The 17,596-nt window shown below is 42.3% G+C and carries 15 protein-coding genes; 2 read left to right on the plus strand and 13 right to left on the minus strand.

What is annotated here, in order from left to right:
- Window positions 1-39: 39 nt before the first annotated feature.
- Together DDZ16_RS15035 and DDZ16_RS21045 are read right to left on the minus strand one after the other, a co-directional pair.
- Complete coding sequence (locus tag DDZ16_RS15035; RefSeq protein ID WP_232526733.1) at window positions 40-387, minus strand: TM2 domain-containing protein; 348 nt, start codon at window positions 385-387, stop codon at window positions 40-42.
- Window positions 366-695 (minus strand): DUF2752 domain-containing protein, encoded by a 330-nt coding sequence (locus DDZ16_RS21045; RefSeq protein ID WP_109265310.1) that lies wholly within the window; start codon window positions 693-695, stop codon window positions 366-368. Before DDZ16_RS21045 ends, DDZ16_RS15035 begins: the two co-directional genes overlap by 22 nt.
- Before the next feature lie 96 nt (window positions 696-791).
- Between DDZ16_RS21045 and DDZ16_RS15045 the strand changes: the two genes are divergently transcribed.
- Both DDZ16_RS15045 and DDZ16_RS15050 read left to right on the plus strand, forming a co-directional pair.
- Window positions 792-1,949, plus strand: coding sequence for an AraC family transcriptional regulator (locus DDZ16_RS15045; RefSeq protein ID WP_109265311.1), 1,158 nt, complete (start codon window positions 792-794; stop codon window positions 1,947-1,949).
- 116 nt (window positions 1,950-2,065) lie between these two features.
- Window positions 2,066-3,172: an acyltransferase family protein gene (locus tag DDZ16_RS15050; RefSeq protein WP_109265312.1), complete on the plus strand. Its 1,107-nt coding sequence runs from the start codon at window positions 2,066-2,068 to the stop codon at window positions 3,170-3,172.
- Window positions 3,173-3,406: 234 nt separating this feature from the next.
- On the opposite strand, the gene DDZ16_RS15055 is transcribed toward DDZ16_RS15050, so the two are convergent.
- The 11 genes from DDZ16_RS15055 to recG form a co-directional block, all read right to left on the minus strand.
- On the minus strand, window positions 3,407-5,074 hold the full coding sequence (locus tag DDZ16_RS15055) for a nucleoside kinase (RefSeq protein ID WP_109265313.1): 1,668 nt from the start codon (window positions 5,072-5,074) through the stop codon (window positions 3,407-3,409).
- A gap of 335 nt (window positions 5,075-5,409) precedes the next feature.
- Complete coding sequence (gene uvrA, locus DDZ16_RS15060) at window positions 5,410-8,238, minus strand: excinuclease ABC subunit UvrA (RefSeq protein WP_109265314.1); 2,829 nt, start codon at window positions 8,236-8,238, stop codon at window positions 5,410-5,412.
- Window positions 8,239-8,397: 159 nt separating this feature from the next.
- Window positions 8,398-9,417 (minus strand): lytic transglycosylase domain-containing protein, encoded by a 1,020-nt coding sequence (locus tag DDZ16_RS15065; RefSeq protein ID WP_109265315.1) that lies wholly within the window; start codon window positions 9,415-9,417, stop codon window positions 8,398-8,400.
- 139 nt (window positions 9,418-9,556) lie between these two features.
- Window positions 9,557-10,129 (minus strand): electron transport complex subunit RsxA, encoded by a 573-nt coding sequence (rsxA, locus tag DDZ16_RS15070; protein WP_109265316.1) that lies wholly within the window; start codon window positions 10,127-10,129, stop codon window positions 9,557-9,559.
- Between the two features lie 45 nt (window positions 10,130-10,174).
- The gene (locus DDZ16_RS15075) at window positions 10,175-10,759 is read right to left on the minus strand and encodes an RnfABCDGE type electron transport complex subunit E (RefSeq protein ID WP_109265317.1); all 585 of its coding nucleotides are present in this window, start codon (window positions 10,757-10,759) and stop codon (window positions 10,175-10,177) included.
- Window positions 10,756-11,469: an RnfABCDGE type electron transport complex subunit G gene (locus DDZ16_RS15080; RefSeq protein WP_109265318.1), complete on the minus strand. Its 714-nt coding sequence runs from the start codon at window positions 11,467-11,469 to the stop codon at window positions 10,756-10,758. Before DDZ16_RS15080 ends, DDZ16_RS15075 begins: the two co-directional genes overlap by 4 nt.
- 8 nt (window positions 11,470-11,477) lie before the next feature.
- Window positions 11,478-12,497: an RnfABCDGE type electron transport complex subunit D gene (locus DDZ16_RS15085; RefSeq protein WP_109265319.1), complete on the minus strand. Its 1,020-nt coding sequence runs from the start codon at window positions 12,495-12,497 to the stop codon at window positions 11,478-11,480.
- Window positions 12,498-12,515: 18 nt separating this feature from the next.
- On the minus strand, window positions 12,516-13,844 hold the full coding sequence (rsxC, locus tag DDZ16_RS15090) for an electron transport complex subunit RsxC (RefSeq protein ID WP_109265320.1): 1,329 nt from the start codon (window positions 13,842-13,844) through the stop codon (window positions 12,516-12,518).
- A gap of 29 nt (window positions 13,845-13,873) precedes the next feature.
- Complete coding sequence (locus DDZ16_RS15095; RefSeq protein ID WP_109265321.1) at window positions 13,874-14,749, minus strand: Fe-S cluster domain-containing protein; 876 nt, start codon at window positions 14,747-14,749, stop codon at window positions 13,874-13,876.
- Window positions 14,750-14,753: 4 nt separating this feature from the next.
- Window positions 14,754-15,176 (minus strand): SoxR reducing system RseC family protein, encoded by a 423-nt coding sequence (locus DDZ16_RS15100; RefSeq protein ID WP_109265322.1) that lies wholly within the window; start codon window positions 15,174-15,176, stop codon window positions 14,754-14,756.
- A 196-nt stretch (window positions 15,177-15,372) separates the two neighbouring features.
- A complete protein-coding gene (recG, locus tag DDZ16_RS15105; RefSeq protein WP_232526735.1) occupies window positions 15,373-17,508 on the minus strand; it encodes an ATP-dependent DNA helicase RecG in 2,136 nt (711 codons plus the stop codon).
- Between the last annotated feature and the right edge of the window lie 88 nt (window positions 17,509-17,596).

Genomic DNA, 17,596 nt, shown 5'->3' on the forward strand with positions numbered 1-17,596 from the left:
CCTTTTTTGAGTTAATAAGGAATATCCTGATGATTCAGATTAAACTCTCATCATAATCATTAAATCTCCCGCAATCCGTTGATTGTATTCAAGGGTCAAGGTTTTATGATTGACCAAATCCACAATTGTCCCAATAAAACAAAGACCGGCTGTAAGGAGATACAAAATTCCCATGCCTATCTGATTAAGTAGAAAACGGTGCACTCCGGATATTCCTAAAAAGCCAATCAAAGCTGTCAAAAGTGTTAACTGGGGGTCACGTCTTCTTGTTCTGTAAATAGCTAAGAATTCCCTTACCTGCTGATCGCTCTTTTCTTTAAGTAAATTGTCCAGATAGTAGGCTTCTTCCATTTCTACTTCCGGCATCATTTTATAAATGCGTTCCATTTGTGTTTTAGGTTAAATTTATGTTCAATATGAATGTCTGATTTTAACAACGTAAAGCTCCTTGCTAATAAAATAAAAACGGCGGGTATTCCCAAAGGGTGGCAACTCAGAGAAGTCGCAAATTGGCCCCTGAAAAGCCATGAAATGGAATGCCCAAGGCCGCATCCGGGACAAAAGTCCCATCCCATATTTTGTATAGGACAAAGTGACCAATGGCCGGCTCCTCCGGGATTGGTAAAGGCTAACAGCAAGATGGCTACAATCCAGAAAAAGGCTTCCAGGTGTTTTCTTTGAAAATTGTATTTCATGGCTATCCCCGAAAGGTCATTGTTTTCTATATTCGTGAAATTACGATATATTTAGCAATGAAGAAATAATTCATTAAATAAATTTTTGTTGCCTACATGCAGGAAGTAGAGTTAAGAGTAAACTTATATGCGGTTTTGATTCTACTGGGGGTTTTCCAGGGGTTATTCATCAGCATTTTTTTGCTCAATAGAAAAAGCCGCAAGGTCAGGCGCAATTTTTTTCTGGGATTGTTTGTGCTGGCTCTTGCAACTATTATTCTTGAAATTCTTTTAAACTACACCGGTTTGATGAGCCGGGTTATTTTTCTTGATAATTTCTCAGAACCTCTGGTTTTTGTGATTGCACCCTTGCTCTATTTGTACATTCATTCCGGGGTGAGACCTGATAGAAGCATCAGGGAGGGGGTGCATTTTATTATCTTTGGTTTTTATCTCTTCTACAGTCTTTTCTATTTTCTGCAGCCACTTGAGTTTCATGCTCAATCTTACCTGTTTAGTTTTTTTCCTGACCAGTGGGACGGGAAGGGCCATTCGGTATTTAATGCAGACCCGTTGTATATACGAAGGTATCTCAATGAAATACTCCTTTTACATTTTCTGGTTTATCTGTTTTTTGCTTTGAGGGTCCTGTTTGTTGAGTATACAAAAAGAGGAATTTCGTTTTTTACTTTGAAAGAGCATGAACTGGGAAGTTATCGGAATTCAGTGATTCATTTTACCATTGTACTGATTATTTTTGTAGTTGTTAAGCTTCGTTTCGGTCGTGATTTGGGCGACTTTTTCATAGCCAGCTACATTGCCCTAATGCTATACTTTACAAGTTTTATGATCATTCGCCGATCTACTTTCTTTTTTGATAGTCCTAAAAAAGTTTCCGAAAAATATGGTAAGTCAAGCTTGTCCGATCAGCAAAAAGATGAAATTAGTAGCAAACTAAAGGGGTTGATGGAATCAGAAAAGTATTTTACCAAAAATACGGTATCTCTTTTATCAGTCGCTGAAAGAATTGGAGAAACACCTCACCGGGTTTCTCAGGTCATAAATGAAAAATTTGAAATGAATTTTTTCTACTGGCTGGCGTCATACCGAATTGAAGAGGCTAAACAACTCCTTTCGGGAAAAGAAAAAGAGAAATATAAAATTGAAGAAGTTGCGGAGATGGTGGGTTACAATTCCAAGTCTTCTTTTAATAAAGCTTTCAAAGATTTGGTGGGGTTGACTCCTGCGGGGTTCAGAGATTCAAGTGGCCCATAGATAGTTTATTGGTGTGGTTTTTGCAGTTCGGTTTTATCGGCTCGTACGCCTTCCCGATCAAAAGATACGTGGTTTTTTGTTTTTCTGACTTGATTTGCAGAAAAACAATCTGCGTTATGAACATGCGACATTATTACATCGACTGGATCAGAATTGCTTTAATTCTGAGTGTTTTCTTTTTTCATGTTGGAATGGTTTTTAATGGATGGGACTGGCACATTAAGAATGATGTTCGTCTAGAATCATTAAACTCATGGATGGCGATGCTACATGCCTGGAGAATGCCTTTGCTTTTTCTGGTTTCAGGGGCAGGGACCCGGTTTGCATTGGGGTATAGGTCCAAAAGAAATTATTTCGTTGAAAGATCTGAAAGATTGTTATTACCACTGATTTTTGGAATATTTGTATTGGTTCCGGTACAGGTATACATCGAAAAAATTTCATCCTATTCAAGCCTCTGGGACTTTTATACTCACTTCTTTGACGGGGTTTATCCCGAAGGAAACTTCAGTTGGCATCACTTGTGGTTTATTGTTTATCTCTACTTTATATCCATTGTCTTTATTCCTTTTATTCGTTTGTTTCGTTCCGGTTACTATAAATATGTTATTGAACCAAGATTGGAGCAGCTTTCTGCCATGAAAGGAGGACTTGGAATCTTATTTATCCCAATGCTTATTTCATGGCTATTGTTGAGACCTTACTTTCCCACAGAGACACATGCTTTTTTCAATGATTGGGGATATATTTCTCTGTTCTTTATCTATTTTATTTTGGGTTTTGTTTTACTGGGCAACCTAAGGATTGTTGAAAATCTCAAAATTCAAAGACGAATCTGGTTGTTGGGCAGTATTTTTACACTTGCTGCCTGGGTTGAGCTGTCAGGATTTTCAGGTACTTCATCTGTTCAAACGGCCCGTGATGTAACTGCTCTTTTGATGAGTTGGTTCATTTGTCTGACCATCCTCGCATATGGAGGGAAATATTTAAACAGGGATCAGCCCTTGCGAAAGCCTCTGAATAAAGCTATTTATCCGTTCTACTTGATTCATCAACCGGTCATTCTGGTTGTAGGATTTTGGGTTGTTGGAATTCAAACAACTGTGATAGAAAAATCGATACTCCTGGTAATATGGAGCCTGGTGATTTGTGCAATGCTCTATATCGGAATCATCTCAAGAACCAGGTATTTGGCTGCATGCTTTGGACTGAAGAAGAAATGATTCACTAATCAGCCCGTCTATAAAGTCAGCTTTTAAACATATTAGTCATGTGTCTGGTCAGAAAGTTCCAGTTGCAAGCCAAACGACGCAAATGGTACTTTATGGACCGACACTAATGAGTACCTTTCTTCTGTTAGGATTGGAAAAAACCGAATATTAAAAATTCAGTATTATTCTTGATTAAAAAGGGTGCAGAAAATGTGGATTCTTATTTCTGCACCCTTTTTATCGGTTTTAATAACTGAAACTGCTGCCTCCAAGAAATTCTCTGAGAATGGAGGTCGGCGGAATCTCCCGGTGCTGCATCGGTTTAAAGTAGCTAAAGAACTTCATTAGCCTGTTGGCCTCAGAGTATTCTTTCTGGTTGGGCTGAACCTCCAGAAGAATAGGCTCTGCATAATGCTTGAGAACAGCTAGTTCGTAGAGTAATGCCGAATTGAACATTAAATCTGCCTCTTCCTGATAAGGGAATATGTGCTTTTCTTCTCCTCGTCTTACACTGTCCCATCGGGCGATGGTATCCAGTGCCGAATAACTGCGATAACGGTAGTCTCTGATAATTCTTCTTATCAACCGGTTATCTGTTGTGGGAATTCTGGTTTGGTCGTCAATGTTGATATTGGTAAGGGCAGAAACGTAAATTTTGAATTTATTTTTATCGTCGATAAGATGCGTTAGCCTGGGATTAAGACCATGAATGCCTTCAATGATAAGAATGTTGTTTTCGCCCATTTTCAATTTATTCCCGTTAAAGACTCTTTTTCCCGTTTCGAAAACAAAAGTGGGCAGGGATACTTCTTTCCCATCAAGCAGGGCAATAAGATGCTGATTGAAAAGTTCGATATCCAATGCTTCCAGGGCTTCAAAGTCATAATCACCGTTTTCGTCCAGCGGTGTTTTTTCTCTATCCACAAAGTAGTTGTCCAGTGATAGATTTAAAGGGCATATACCATTGACCAGCAACTGGATGGCGAGGCGTTTACTGAAAGTTGTTTTACCACTTGAAGAAGGACCGCTTATCAATACAATCTTGATATCGTCTTTGCGCTCGGTTATTTCATCAGCAATCTGGGCAATCTTTTTCTCATGAAGAGCTTCGCTTACTTTAATCAACCGCTCGGCATCCCCGTTGTTTGAAGCATTGTTTAAGTCGCTTATATTTGTCACATCAAGGACTTCATTCCAGTGGCTGAATTCGCGAAAAATTTCAAACATCTTATTTTGTTTCACCAACTCTTGAACCTGATCAGGTTTTTTTTGATTGGGAATTTGAAGAAGCATGCCATTAAAGTACTTATTTAGGTCAAAGACTTTCAAGTAACCGGATGAGGGAACCATAAAACCATAGAATTTCCCGATGTGGTCCTTCATTGAGTAATAAGTGGAGTAATATTGACCTCTGTGTCGTAACAGGTCTACTTTATCATTCAATCCCCGGTTTTCAAAGAATTCAATGACATCATCTGTTTCTTCTTTGTGCTGGACAATAGGAAGGTCTTCATCCACCATTTTCCGCATAATCTTGCCCAGTTCAAAAATATCATCAATGTTCAATTCCCGCGGGGTATGATGCAGTTCGCAATAAAAACCTTTACTTACTGAATGATCGATTCTTAACCTGCTTTTGGGAAACAACTCCTTAGTTGCTGCAAATAGCAAAAAAGAGAGACCCCGGATGTACATCCTGAGACCATCTTTGTGCGTGACATCAATGAACTCAATGGTTTTGGGATTGAATACTTCAAAAGACAATTCTCTGACTTTATTGTTGACCATTGCTCCCAAAACCGGATGTTCCAGCTTTATGTTTTGTTGTTTGGCTATTGCTTTAAGGGTTGTTCCGCGCTTAACTAAAAATGAATTGTCGTTATTAAGACACTTTATTCTGACTGATTTATCCATAATATTTTCTTGAAGTATTTTAAAGAAATTCCGGAACCTCTATTTTATGTCCGGTTACTAAGCCCCATTAACGATTCCGGTATAAAAAAACGCTTCTCATCTGGTTTTTGAAAAGTGTTGATGGGGTGCTTTATTTTGAACTGTCTCTAAAATAGTAAAATCCTTTGAAACAATAATGGATGAAAGGATGAGATGAAATAGTTGATAGATGAAAGCATCATTGTGGCAGATAGAATGTGTTTGGTTGTCAGGTGTCACCGGGTAAAAAAACCGGCCGGAAAAATGTTCGGCCGGATCAGTCTATTGTAATCGAAGCGTTTCATGGAAATTCCGTATTACAGACCTTCGTCATTTTTCAGAAACTGTCCAGTAAAGCTTTTTTTGCTATTGGCTACTTCCTCAGGTGTCCCGCTTACAAGGACTTTTCCGCCACGGGCTCCACCTTCCGGACCAATGTCAATCAGGTAGTCGGCTGTTTTTATTACATCCAGGTTGTGTTCGATTACAATAACCGTGTTGCCTCTGCCAACAAGCCGGTTTAGCACTTCCAGAAGAACCCTGATGTCTTCAAAGTGTAAGCCGGTGGTGGGTTCGTCCAGGATATAAACGGTTTTTCCGGTGTCTTTTTTAGCCAGTTCTGAAGCAAGTTTTACACGTTGCGATTCACCACCAGAAAGGGTTGTCGATGGCTGGCCAAGTTTGATGTAACCGAGACCTACTTCCTGAAGTACACTTAATCTCTGAATGAGTGATGGTATGTTTTCGAAAAATTCAACCGCCTGATTAATGGTCATGTTCAAAACATCACTGATGGATTTACCCTTGTAACGCACCTCCAGCGTTTCACGGTTGTAACGTTTTCCCCGGCAATCAGGGCACTCCACCATTACATCCGGAAGGAAATTCATTTCAATTACCTGGACACCTGCTCCTTTGCAGGTTTCGCAGCGTCCTCCGGCTACATTAAAGGAGAAACGCCCGGGTTTGTAGGCTCTTATTTTTGCTTCAGGTAAGCCGGCGAACAACTTTCTGATGTCATCGAACAACTTTGTGTACGTAGCCGGATTTGATCTTGGTGTACGGCCAAGCGGAGCCTGATCCACATCAACTACTTTATCAACAAACTCTAGTCCTTCAACCTTTTTATAGGGAAGAGGGTCTTTTACCGAATTGTAAATATGCTGATTGAGTATTGGATAAAGGGTCTCATTAATTAGCGTTGATTTTCCGCTTCCCGAAACTCCGGTGACACAAATTAATGTTCCAAGAGGAAAGGAGGCATCAATTTTCTTCAGGTTGTTCCCCGATGCTCCTTTTATAACAAGGTGGTTTCCGTTTCCGGTTCGTCTTTCAGCAGGCAACGGAATCTCTTTTACCTTTTTCAGATAATCAGCGGTCAGGGATTTCGCATTAAGAATTTCCATCGGGGTCCCCTGGGCTACTACTTCACCTCCGTGTCTCCCGGCATGAGGCCCCATATCCACTACATGATCGGCGGCCATCATCATATCCTTGTCATGTTCTACAACCAGAACTGAGTTTCCGGTATCCCGAAGCTGTTTTAATGAATCGATGAGTCGGTGGTTGTCGCGTTGATGGAGCCCGATGCTCGGCTCATCAAGAATGTAAAGAACGTTTACCAACTGTGAACCTATCTGGGTGGCCAGTCTGATTCTCTGACTTTCTCCACCTGAAAGTGTCATTGCACTTCTATTAAGAGCAAGATATTCCAATCCCACATCAAGCATGAAGCCCAGCCTGGAACGAATTTCCTTCAGAATTTCAGTGGCTATGGTTCGCTGCTTTTTTGACAGTCTGTCTTCCAGTCCCTGTGTCCAGGCAAAAAGGTCATTCAAATCCATTTTGCTGATTTCGGCTATATTCTTGCCATCAATCATGAAATGGAGAGCCTCTCTATTTAGTCTCTGTCCTTTACAAGCCGGGCAAACTGTTTCCCTGATAAACTGGTTGGCCCATTTACGGGCTTTTTGAGAGGTGTCGTTCGATTGCTGATTATGAATGTAATTAATGACCCCGTCAAAGCTTAATGCATAACCGGAAGAGTTTCCCAGCGGGGTGTTTTTCAGCCTGAGAGGTTCGGTAGTGCCATGAAGAATCTCATCCAAACCTTCCTCTGGTATATTTTTTATGGCAGTTTTGAGCGTGAAGCCATGTCTCTCTGCAATTGCCTCAAGTTGCCAGAATATTAAGCTGTTTTTATAGCGTCCCAGTGGCACTATCCCTCCTGAATGAATGGAGGTGTTGGCGTTGGGAATAATTTTTTCGGTGTCTATTTCATCAACAAATCCCAGACCTTTGCACTTAGGGCAGGCGCCCTGGGGGGAGTTGAATGAAAAGTTGTGCGGGGCCGGCTCGTTGTATGATATTCCGGTGGTTGGGCACATCAACTGACGACTAAAATAACGAGGCTTGTCGCCATCTTTTTCAAGCACCATCATAATGTTTTTACCCTGTTTCATTGCCAGGGCCACCGACTCTTCCAGCCTTTTTTGATCTTTGGAGGAAACTTTTAGTTTATCAACTACTACCTCAACAAAGTGGTTTTTGTAGCGGTCGAGTTTCATCCCGTGCTTTATTTCTTTTATTTCCCCATCAACCCGGACATTAAGGAACCCTTTCTTTCGAATTTGCTCGAACAATTCTTTGTAGTGCCCTTTTCGCCCTTTTACCATAGGAGCAAGGATGTAGACATTTTTATCGTCAAATTGCGAAAGAATCAAATCAAGAATCTGCCGGTCAGTGTATTTGACCATCTTTTCTCCGGTCTCATAGGAGATGGCTTCACCTGCTCTGGCATATAAAAGACGGAAAAAATCGTAAATTTCGGTGGTAGTGCCAACAGTCGATCTTGGATTTTTACCGGTTGTTTTTTGCTCGATGGAAATAACGGGACTTAAGCCGGTAATCTTATCTACGTCAGGGCGTTCAAGCCCTCCGAGAAATTGCCGGGCATAGGCCGAGAATGTTTCAATATAACGTCGCTGCCCCTCGGCATAAATGGTGTCGAACGCCAGTGAGGATTTACCACTTCCACTAAGCCCGGTGATGACTACCAGCTCATTTCGTGGGATTGTAATGTCTATGTTCTGAAGATTATGTACACGGGCACCCAAAACTTCAATCTGCTCCAGGTCGCTCTCCATGGGTATTGTGTCGTTTTTCAATGGCTTCACTTATCAATTTTTTGGAACCCACAAAGATAGCAAAAGTATAGAAGAGTTAAAACCAACATTTCTTATTTGCTTTTGGCCTCAAACTTCCGGTTTTTGCCTGTCCGAAATCAGTCTTTCCAAGTGTATATGTTATTGGAGCCTTGCTTCTTCCAGGGTTTCTGCTGCCAGAGAATCAGTTTCCTGGAAATTTTTTCGCAGAAATGCACCTTTCTCCGGAATTTTTATTTGATAAGTTTTACCCCTTGAGTTGGTTAATTTGTCGTCTCTAAGCCAGGGATTCAGATCCTTAAGTTCTTTGTAAGAAAGATTATATTCATGGGCAAAACTTGCAAAGTCCCTAACAGTACTATCTACATCAACAGTATATGTTGGCTCCATATAATAAAGATCCTTTTTCTTTACATGGAAACCGTAATTTTGAGGATCCTCAAGAATTTCTTTGATAGCAATGATGCGAAATACATACCGGCCTGTTTCATCATTTAGAAGAAGATCGTAATAGTTGTTGGTTTTTTGTCGGTCAAGCTGACGAATTATGCGACTTCTTCCGGCATTGTAAGCTGCTGCAGCAAGTGTCCAGCTGCCAAACTTTTCACGACTGCTTTTAAGAAAACGACAGGCTGCTGCTGTGGCTTTTTCAAGGTGGTAACGCTCATCAATCTCACTGTTTATTTCCAGCCCGTAGTCGCGTCCGGCTCCACTAACAAACTGCCAGGGGCCAACAGCTCCTGCATGAGATCGGGCCCGCATTATCAATCCACTTTCGGCCAGAGCCAGATATTTAAAATCTTCCGGAACACCTTCTTCTTTTAAAATGGGTTCAATAACAGGGAAATATTTTGCAGCCCGCTTTATGAATAACAGGGTTTGAGACTGCCAATAAGTGTTCACCAGCAATTCACGGTCAAGACTTTCCCGGATATACGATCGTTCAACCGGAACAGGTTCACCTGCAAAGGTTGGATTATCGGGTACAGGAAGCGAAAAAATGTTGTACTCTTCCTGAAATAGTTCTCCTTGTGTTGGAGTAGGTTCTTTGGTCTTAGGCTCTGAGGAAAAAGTAAATAATCCAAAAGCCATAATTGCTGCGAGTGCTAAAGCAGTACCTGATACATACTTAAAAGCTGTGAGTTTGTTCCTGGTAGTCATTCGGTTCCCTTCAAGTCGTTTCGAAATTCATTGTTTACCGCAAATTTAAAAAATATGCGGACAAAAAAAATGCTTACAACGAACTTTACGCTGTAAGCATCTTTGGGTTTCTTTATTTTATGTCTTTTTTCAGAAAGTCTTAAACAAGTCCGGCAAATCCCATAAATGCCATGGCCAGCAATCCGGCAACCACGAGGGCAATAGGTGCTCCCTGCATGCCTTTTGGTACATTTACCAGATCAAGTTGTTCGCGGATTCCTGCAAAAGTAATCAATGCCAGACCGAAACCGACAGCTGAGGATGCGGAGAATATTACGGCTTCGATCAGGTTGTAGTCACGACTTACAGTCATAATGGCAACACCAAGAATGGCACAGTTGGTAGTGATAAGCGGCAAAAATACACCCAAAGCCTGATAAAGAGGCGGGCTTACCTTTTTCAGAACAATTTCAACCAGCTGCACTAATGCTGCAATTACCAGGATAAAGGAGATGGTTTGCAGATAGGTGATTCCGAACTTTTCAAGAATAAACTCCTGAATGAAATATGTCACGATGGTAGCAATGACCATTACAAAGGTCACAGCTCCGGTCATCCCGATTCCGGTGGAAATTTTTTTGGAAACTCCCAGGAAGGGACAAATACCCAGGAATTGACTTAGTACAATATTGTTGACAAATATTGCAGATATTATGATGATAAAATAGGTCATGATATTTTATGTTTTATCACAATTTGTTGTCTTAGATTAATTAGGCTAGGCTTTTCGGACTTTGTTGATGAAAGCAGTAAGGTAACCTAGCGCAATAAATGCTCCGGGAGCCAATACAAAAATCAACATTCCGTAACTCTCCGAAAACAATGAAAGACCGAATATCTTGCCGCTTCCGAATAACTCTCTTACTGCGCCTAACATCGTAAGTGCCATTGAGAATCCTAATCCCATGCCTAATCCATCAACTACAGAGGAGCCGAGTGTGTTTTTGGATGCAAAGGCTTCTGCACGTCCCAATACCAAGCAGTTTACAACAATCAGGGGAATAAATAAGCCCAATGCTTCAAACAAGGCAGGTAAGTAAGCCTGCATCACCATTTCAACGACTGTTACGAATGAGGCAATAATTACAATGAAGGAAGGAATACGTACCTTCTCAGGAATGAAATCCTTTACAAGTGCCACTACGATGTTGGACATTACCAATACAAAAGTGGTGGCCAGTCCCATTCCCAGTCCGTTAATGGCTGATGATGTTACCCCCAGTGTGGGGCACATTCCCAGCAGCATTACAAATACCGGGTTATCTTTAAAGAATCCTTTTGAAAAGTTTTTCCACTGGTTCATTGCTGACCTCCTTCCTCTGTGTTGTTAGTTTTGGTTGTTGCAGAACTATATGAGTCTGCTTTTTCGTTATATGTTGACCAGGCTTTTTGTACTGCATCCAGAAAAGCTCTTGAGCTGATGGTGGCTGCAGTAATGGCATCAATGTCCCCGCCATCAGCTGAAACTGTAAGGTCGGTTTTTTCAGGATTAACACCAACAATACTGGTATTGCCGCCTGAGCCTCCACTCTTTATTCCAAACATCCAGTTAAAGAAAGCATTTCCGGAAGCTGAGCCGGATCCCTCTTCATCGGATGGCTTAAACCATGTTGCCATTTTGGTTCCCAGTCCGGGAGTCTCTTTGTGTTCTAAAACATCATAGTTTTTGATACTTCCATCCGGCAGAATGCCAACCATGATTTTTACATCTCCGCTAAACCCTTTGTGGCTAACGCTTTCAATAGCAACTCCTACTACTTCGCCGTCTTTTTTGGCCGGGAAAACTTTAAGAGAATCACCGTCTTCAGCGGCTATCTTATACATTTCCTGAGTGGGATTGTTATCAAAGTCTGGAACAACAAGCTGAATTGCCTGTTGTTGCTTTTTCTCCTTAGCCGCCGTAATGGGGCCCTTGGTCAGTTTATAGATATATCCAAGTGAAGCTCCGGACACCATAGTGATAATGATGAGCGTAAGCGCCATGTTGGATAGTGATGATACTTTTTTGCCCATTGAATCTGCTATTTAGTGTTTTGGACTTTGGCTGTTTTAACTTTTTCTCCAAATCTTTTTGGCTTCATGTACTTGTCGATAAGTGGCGTGAAACCATTCATTATGAGTATGGCAAATGATACGCCCTCGGGATAAGCTCCGTATACACGTATCAAAACGGTAATTACGCCAATTCCGATACCATATAGTAACATGCCTTGTCTCGACATGGGGGAACTTACATAATCGGTTGCCATGAAGAAGGCGCCAAGTAACACTCCTCCGGTAAGCAGGTGGAAAAGGGGACCAACATATGTTTCCGGATCAACAAGATGAAGAATACCGGTAAAAACAGCTACTGAAGCAAGAACACTGACAGGGATATGCCAGGTAATGATTTTTCGCCAAATCATGTAGAGTCCTCCCAATATCAAGGCGACACCCGCCATTTCTCCGGCACTTCCGCCCATGTTCCCAAGGAACAGGTTCAAATAGGAGGGTATTTCTGACATCAAATCTGAAACGGATGCTCCCGAGGCTACTCCTTCTTTGATTACTGATAACGGTGTGGCACCTGTAGATGCGTCCAGATACTGGAATCTGGACTCAACCGGAACCGGCCAGCTGGTCATTTGAACAGGGAACGAGATCAATAGAAATACCCTTCCAACCAACGCTGGGTTAAACGGGTTGTTTCCCAGTCCTCCGAATGTCATCTTTCCAATGCCAATGGCAACAGCCGCCCCGATGATGATTAATCCCAGGGGAATGTTCGTTGGTAAGTTAAACGCTAATAGAAGACCTGTTACAGCTGCCGATCCATCAGATATGGAAGGCGTGGTTTTCATCAGGTATTTTTGGATGATCCACTCAAAAAGAACACAAGCGGCCACGGCCGTGAGAGAAACGATTAAAGCGCCCAGTCCAAAATACCACAGCGATGCTGCCAGGGCAGGAATGAGTGCGATAATCACTCCATACATGTTCTTGGGCACTGAATCACCACCATGAACATGCGGGGAGGGAGATACGACTAACTTTTGGTTCATTTTATCTGATACTTTGTATTAGTTTCTGTTTCGAATAATTTGGCCCACTTTGCCTTTCCCTAGTCGGATGTAATCCAGTAACGGACGATTGGCCGGACAAGTAAAGCTACAAGATCCGCATTCTATGCAGTCCATGATGTTGTCATCTTCTGCGCGGTCTAAAAGCTCTTTTTCTGATTCGATCATGAGCAAATAAGGCTCAAGGCCCATAGGACAAGCAGAGATACACTTGCTGCAGCGAATGCAATTTTCAACAGGCTTACGGTGTGCCTCTTCGTGAGGGAGGATTAGAATCCCAGAACTTCCTTTGGTTACCGGAACGTCAAGGTTGGTCAGTGCTTTTCCCATCATGGGGCCTCCGCCTACTACTTTGCCTGTATTGTCGGGCAAACCTCCGGCGGCTTCGATAAGTTGGCTTACGGGAGTTCCGATTCGAGCCAGAAAATTACCGGGTTTTGTAACACCGGGACCAGTTACCGTAACTACACGCTCCACAAGGGGTTTGTTCTTTTGAACCGCTTCATAGATAGCATAGGCAGTACCAACATTGTGAACTACAGCACCCACCTCGATAGGAAGTTTGCCTGAAGGCACCTGACGGCCAATAACGGCATCAATTAATTGCTTTTCTCCACCCTGCGGGTATTGAACTTTTAATGGTTGTACTTCAATGCCTGACTTTTGTGACGTGAGCTTCTTCAGGTGCTGGATGGCATCGGGTTTATTGTTCTCAATGCCAATTACTGCTTTGTCAACTTTCAGTGCTTTCATGAGAATCCGAATGCCAACAATCAGTTCATCCCCTTTTTCAAGCATCACACGGTGATCTGAAGTCAGGAATGGCTCACATTCCACACCATTTATTATAAGAATATCGCACTTCTTTCCCGGAGGAGGCGAAAGCTTGACATGAGCAGGAAAAGTAGCTCCACCCATTCCAACAATGCCCATTTCACCCACTTTTTTGATGATGTCTTCGGATGAAAGGGTGATGTCTGTATTGAGTGTTTCAGAGCGATCTATGTTTTCGTCCCATTCATCACCATCTACATCAATGATGATAGAGGGCTTTCTGTATCCCGAGGCATCAACTACTTCATCAAGTTTGAAAATCTTTCCTGAAACGGGACTATGAATATTGGCCGAAACGAAGCCTCCGGTTTTTGCAATTACCTGACCGGTTTTAACAAGGTCTCCCTTTTTTACTTCAGGTTTTGCCGGAGCGCCAATGTGTTGAGCTATAGGTACCGCTACTCTTTTGGGAAGAGGAAGCATTTCAATGCTTTTACCGGCTGATAATTTGCGGTCGGCCGGATGAATTCCTCCTATTGAAAATGTTTTAAGCACGGTTATATCTTATTTTAAGATGATCAAATTTATTTGCTACTCTCTGGTGACTTTGCAGGGGCTTCTTTCTTCTCCGGTTTTGGTTTGCGGGGAGGAAAGTTAAGTTCATGAATGGCATTAGTCGGACATTCAGGAACACATTTGCGACAAAGCTTACATTTTTCATAGTCGATGTAAGCCAGATTGTTTTCCATGGTAATGGCATCAAACGGACAAATTTTAACGCACTTTCCGCATCCGATACAGGCCACGCTACAAGCCTTTTTGGCAACAGCTCCTTTGTCCTGATTGACACAGCTGATAAAAATGCGACGGCTTTTGGGGCCTTTCTTTCTCAGTTCGATAATGTCCTTGGGACATTCATCAACGCAAGCACCACAAGCTACACAGTTATCTTCGATGATGACAGGCAGCCCGGTTTCTTTATCCATATACATGGCATCAAAATCACAGGCTTCCACACAATCGCCTAGTCCGTAGCACCCATAAGAGCAACCGGTTTCGCCACCGTAGAGTGCTCCTGCAACTGCACAAGAGGTAGCTCCTTCATATTGATTGACTCTCGGACGGTTTTCACAAGTCCCGTTGCATCGTACAACAGCAACCATGGGATCGGTTTTGGCAACCTCTTTGCCCAGAATATCGGCTACTTTCTCCATGATATCGGGACCGCCAACCGGACAATTCAGATCTGAAATATCGTCGGCCTTAACCAACGCTTCCGCAAATGCCCGGCAACCCGGGAATCCACATCCGCCACAGTTGGCAGCCGGTAAGGCTTCCTCAACCTGATCGATGCGCGGATCTTCGAATACTTTGAACTTCTGGGAAGCCAGATAAAGAATGACCGCAGCCAGGGCTCCAAGGCCGGCCAAAGTCAGTATGGTTATTAAAACAACACTCATAACACTACTCCGTAGATGGTTTTATGGTAAAAGAAAATGTTTTTAAAAAATTGTTGTTGAAAATCTTGATGATCAGGAAGTAGGGGGCAAGAATCCCCAATGCAAGCAGACCAGCCAGATTTTCATTGTTGGTGAGGGTAAAGGTGAGGATAAGAGTAAAAACCATTAAAATCAGCGGTAAAATGTAAGCCCACCAGGCAGCTTTTAATCCAAGCTTGCTTTCTCCAATTAATTTCACCCGGTCGCCATGTTTGTAAGGACGATCGCAGGAGGCCTCGATGAGCTTCTCCTGTAAATCGGCTGCTGTACAAACACCTTTGGCATGACATGCAGCACATGCCGACTGGCTAAGAATTCTCACGGTAACGTGATCTCCATATGATTGCTCCACAATGCCTTCGTGTTCTATTTGCTTTTTCTCCGACATGGTTTTTCCCCCTTGGTGGCCACAAATGTATATAATTGGGGATGAAAGGATATTAAAGGGGTCTATTTTTTGTTTAGAACAAATTAAAATAAGAATTAACATCTTGTTGGATTGTATGATAGGAGATGTTAAAACTGTTAATTTAGACGATCTAATATTGAGGAAATATTTCTGTAAATATTAGTAGAGTATTGTTTTAACTGATCATGGCCCAGTTCATTTTCTGTTGTGCCAGCCTTTTAAGCTGCCGTTTGAGAATAGCATTGTCTTGTTTTTCCAGAAGCGGATCGTTTTTAAGAACATCTTGAGCAACATTTCTGGCCATATGAAGAATCCTGCTGTCTTTGCCAAGATTGGCAATTTTTAATTCAAAAGGCAATCCCGATTGTTGTGTGCCTTCCAAATCGCCCGGGCCACGAAGTTTCATATCAGCTTCAGCAATTTCAAAACCATCATTGGTTTGTGTCATGATCTCCATGCGCTTTCTTGTCTCGTTGGATAGTTTGTAGCCAGTCATTAATATGCAATAGCTTTGATCGGCTCCACGGCCAACTCTTCCCCTGAGCTGATGTAGCTGAGATAAACCAAAGCGCTCGGCACTTTCAATGATCATTACCGAGGCGTTGGGTACATTTACGCCTACCTCAATAACAGTTGTTGAAACCAGAATTTGTGATTTCCCGGATGCAAATTCCTGCATGGCCGCATCTTTTTCTGCGGGTTTCATCTTGCCATGCACCATTGAAACATTGTAATTGGGGTAGACCTCCTGAATATACTCATAGCCGTCGGTGAGGTTTTTGAAATCCATTTTTTCGGATTCCTCGATAAGCGGGTATACTGCATAAACCTGACGGCCTGCCTCAATTTGCTCTTTGACAAACTTATTGACTCCAAGTCGCTTTTTGTGATAAACATGCGAAGTTTGAATGGGCTTTCTGCCGGGAGGTAACTCGTCTATAATAGATACATCCAGATCTCCGTAGGTGGTCATGGCCAATGTTCGTGGGATAGGAGTGGCCGTCATCACCAAAACATGGGGCGGGGAGAGGTTCTTTTTCCAGAGTCTGGCGCGCTGGGCCACACCAAACCGATGTTGCTCATCAATGACCACCAGACCCAGATTGTTGAACTGAACGTTGTCTTCAATAAGAGCATGCGTTCCAATCAAAATATTTAGTTTGCCGGATTGCAGATCTGCATGGAGTTGATTTCTGGCGGCCTTTTTTGTAGATCCTGTCAGCAATCCGATGTTTACATCAATGCCTTTGAGCATTTCCGAGATGGTTTCAAAATGCTGAGTCGCCAATATCTCTGTAGGAGCCATCAGGCAGGTTTGATATTTATTGTCAATGGCAATCAGCATCACCATTAATGCCACCAGTGTTTTGCCGCTTCCTACGTCTCCCTGGAGCAACCGATTCATTTGGTGCCCGCTGCCCATGTCCTTTCGAATCTCCTTAATTACCCTTTTTTGTGCATTGGTGAGTTCAAAAGGCAGATTTTGCGAGTAAAACTGATTGAAGAAATCTCCAACCCTTGAGAATATATGTCCTTTTAAATTATACGTTCTTTGATTGCGCAGCCTCAGAATGTTTAATTGAATGTAAAACAGTTCTTCAAACTTTAGACGGAAAGAAGCTTTCTGAAGTTCTTCCGAGTTGGGGGGCATGTGAATGGTTCGAAGGGCCTGATTAAGTTTCATGAGCTTTAGTTGCCCGGTGATGTGAGCAGGAAGTGTCTCGGGAATGACTGAAGTGTAAGATTGAAAAACATTCTGAACCAGCTTGAAAATAGCCCGCGAAGTCAGATAGCTGCTTTTCATCTTCTCTGTGGTATTGTAAAAAGGCTGAAGACCGGCAATGAAGCTACCTTTCCCATTGGGTTCTTTCTCCAGTTCGGGATGTACCACATTAATGGTATTATTAAAACGGGACGGTTTGCCAAAAAGGATGTAGGTCTCGTCAGGTTTAATTTGTCCTTTAATGTATTTTATGCCCTTAAACCACACCAGTTCAATTATACCTGTGCCATCGTTGAAGGTTCCCACCATCCTCTTTCCGCGCCCCTCTCCAACTGTTTTTAACGAGGTGACCTGACCTTTAAGCTGAATATAAGGCATATCGCCAGTGATTTCCCCGATGGTGTAAAACCGGCTTCTGTCCACATACTTGTAGGGAAAGTGGTACAGCAGGTCTTCATAAGAAACTATCCTAAGTTCCTTCTTCAGGGTTTCAGCTCTTTTAGGGCCAACTCCCTGAAGATACATTATATTATGTGTTGCGAGATCTGACATATGAGGCTCCAAAAATAATCCAATCCTTCTTTGCAAACAAATCCCGGTTGTATCCTGGGTTGATTAATTTATTTTGCAGCATGCCTTTATTTTTGCAATCTTTGACGCCTAATAACCAAAGATT

The organism is Marinilabilia rubra, assembly GCF_003121985.1.
Classification (GTDB): domain Bacteria; phylum Bacteroidota; class Bacteroidia; order Bacteroidales; family Marinilabiliaceae; genus Marinilabilia; species Marinilabilia rubra.

Coding starts and splice junctions, on each gene's coding strand:
- DDZ16_RS21045 (WP_109265310.1), bottom strand. CDS start 695: ATGAAATACAATTTTCAAAGAAAACACCTGGAAGCCTTTTTCTGGATT.
- DDZ16_RS15080 (WP_109265318.1), bottom strand. CDS start 11,469: ATGGGCAAAAAAGTATCATCACTATCCAACATGGCGCTTACGCTCATC.
- rsxA (WP_109265316.1), bottom strand. CDS start 10,129: ATGACCTATTTTATCATCATAATATCTGCAATATTTGTCAACAATATT.
- DDZ16_RS15095 (WP_109265321.1), bottom strand. CDS start 14,749: ATGAGTGTTGTTTTAATAACCATACTGACTTTGGCCGGCCTTGGAGCC.
- DDZ16_RS15085 (WP_109265319.1), bottom strand. CDS start 12,497: ATGAACCAAAAGTTAGTCGTATCTCCCTCCCCGCATGTTCATGGTGGT.
- DDZ16_RS15075 (WP_109265317.1), bottom strand. CDS start 10,759: ATGAACCAGTGGAAAAACTTTTCAAAAGGATTCTTTAAAGATAACCCG.
- DDZ16_RS15055 (WP_109265313.1), bottom strand. CDS start 5,074: ATGGATAAATCAGTCAGAATAAAGTGTCTTAATAACGACAATTCATTT.
- DDZ16_RS15100 (WP_109265322.1), bottom strand. CDS start 15,176: ATGTCGGAGAAAAAGCAAATAGAACACGAAGGCATTGTGGAGCAATCA.
- DDZ16_RS15065 (WP_109265315.1), bottom strand. CDS start 9,417: ATGACTACCAGGAACAAACTCACAGCTTTTAAGTATGTATCAGGTACT.
- DDZ16_RS15050 (WP_109265312.1), top strand. CDS start 2,066: ATGAACATGCGACATTATTACATCGACTGGATCAGAATTGCTTTAATT.
- DDZ16_RS15035 (WP_232526733.1), bottom strand. CDS start 387: ATGGAACGCATTTATAAAATGATGCCGGAAGTAGAAATGGAAGAAGCC.
- DDZ16_RS15045 (WP_109265311.1), top strand. CDS start 792: ATGCAGGAAGTAGAGTTAAGAGTAAACTTATATGCGGTTTTGATTCTA.
- uvrA (WP_109265314.1), bottom strand. CDS start 8,238: ATGGAGAGCGACCTGGAGCAGATTGAAGTTTTGGGTGCCCGTGTACAT.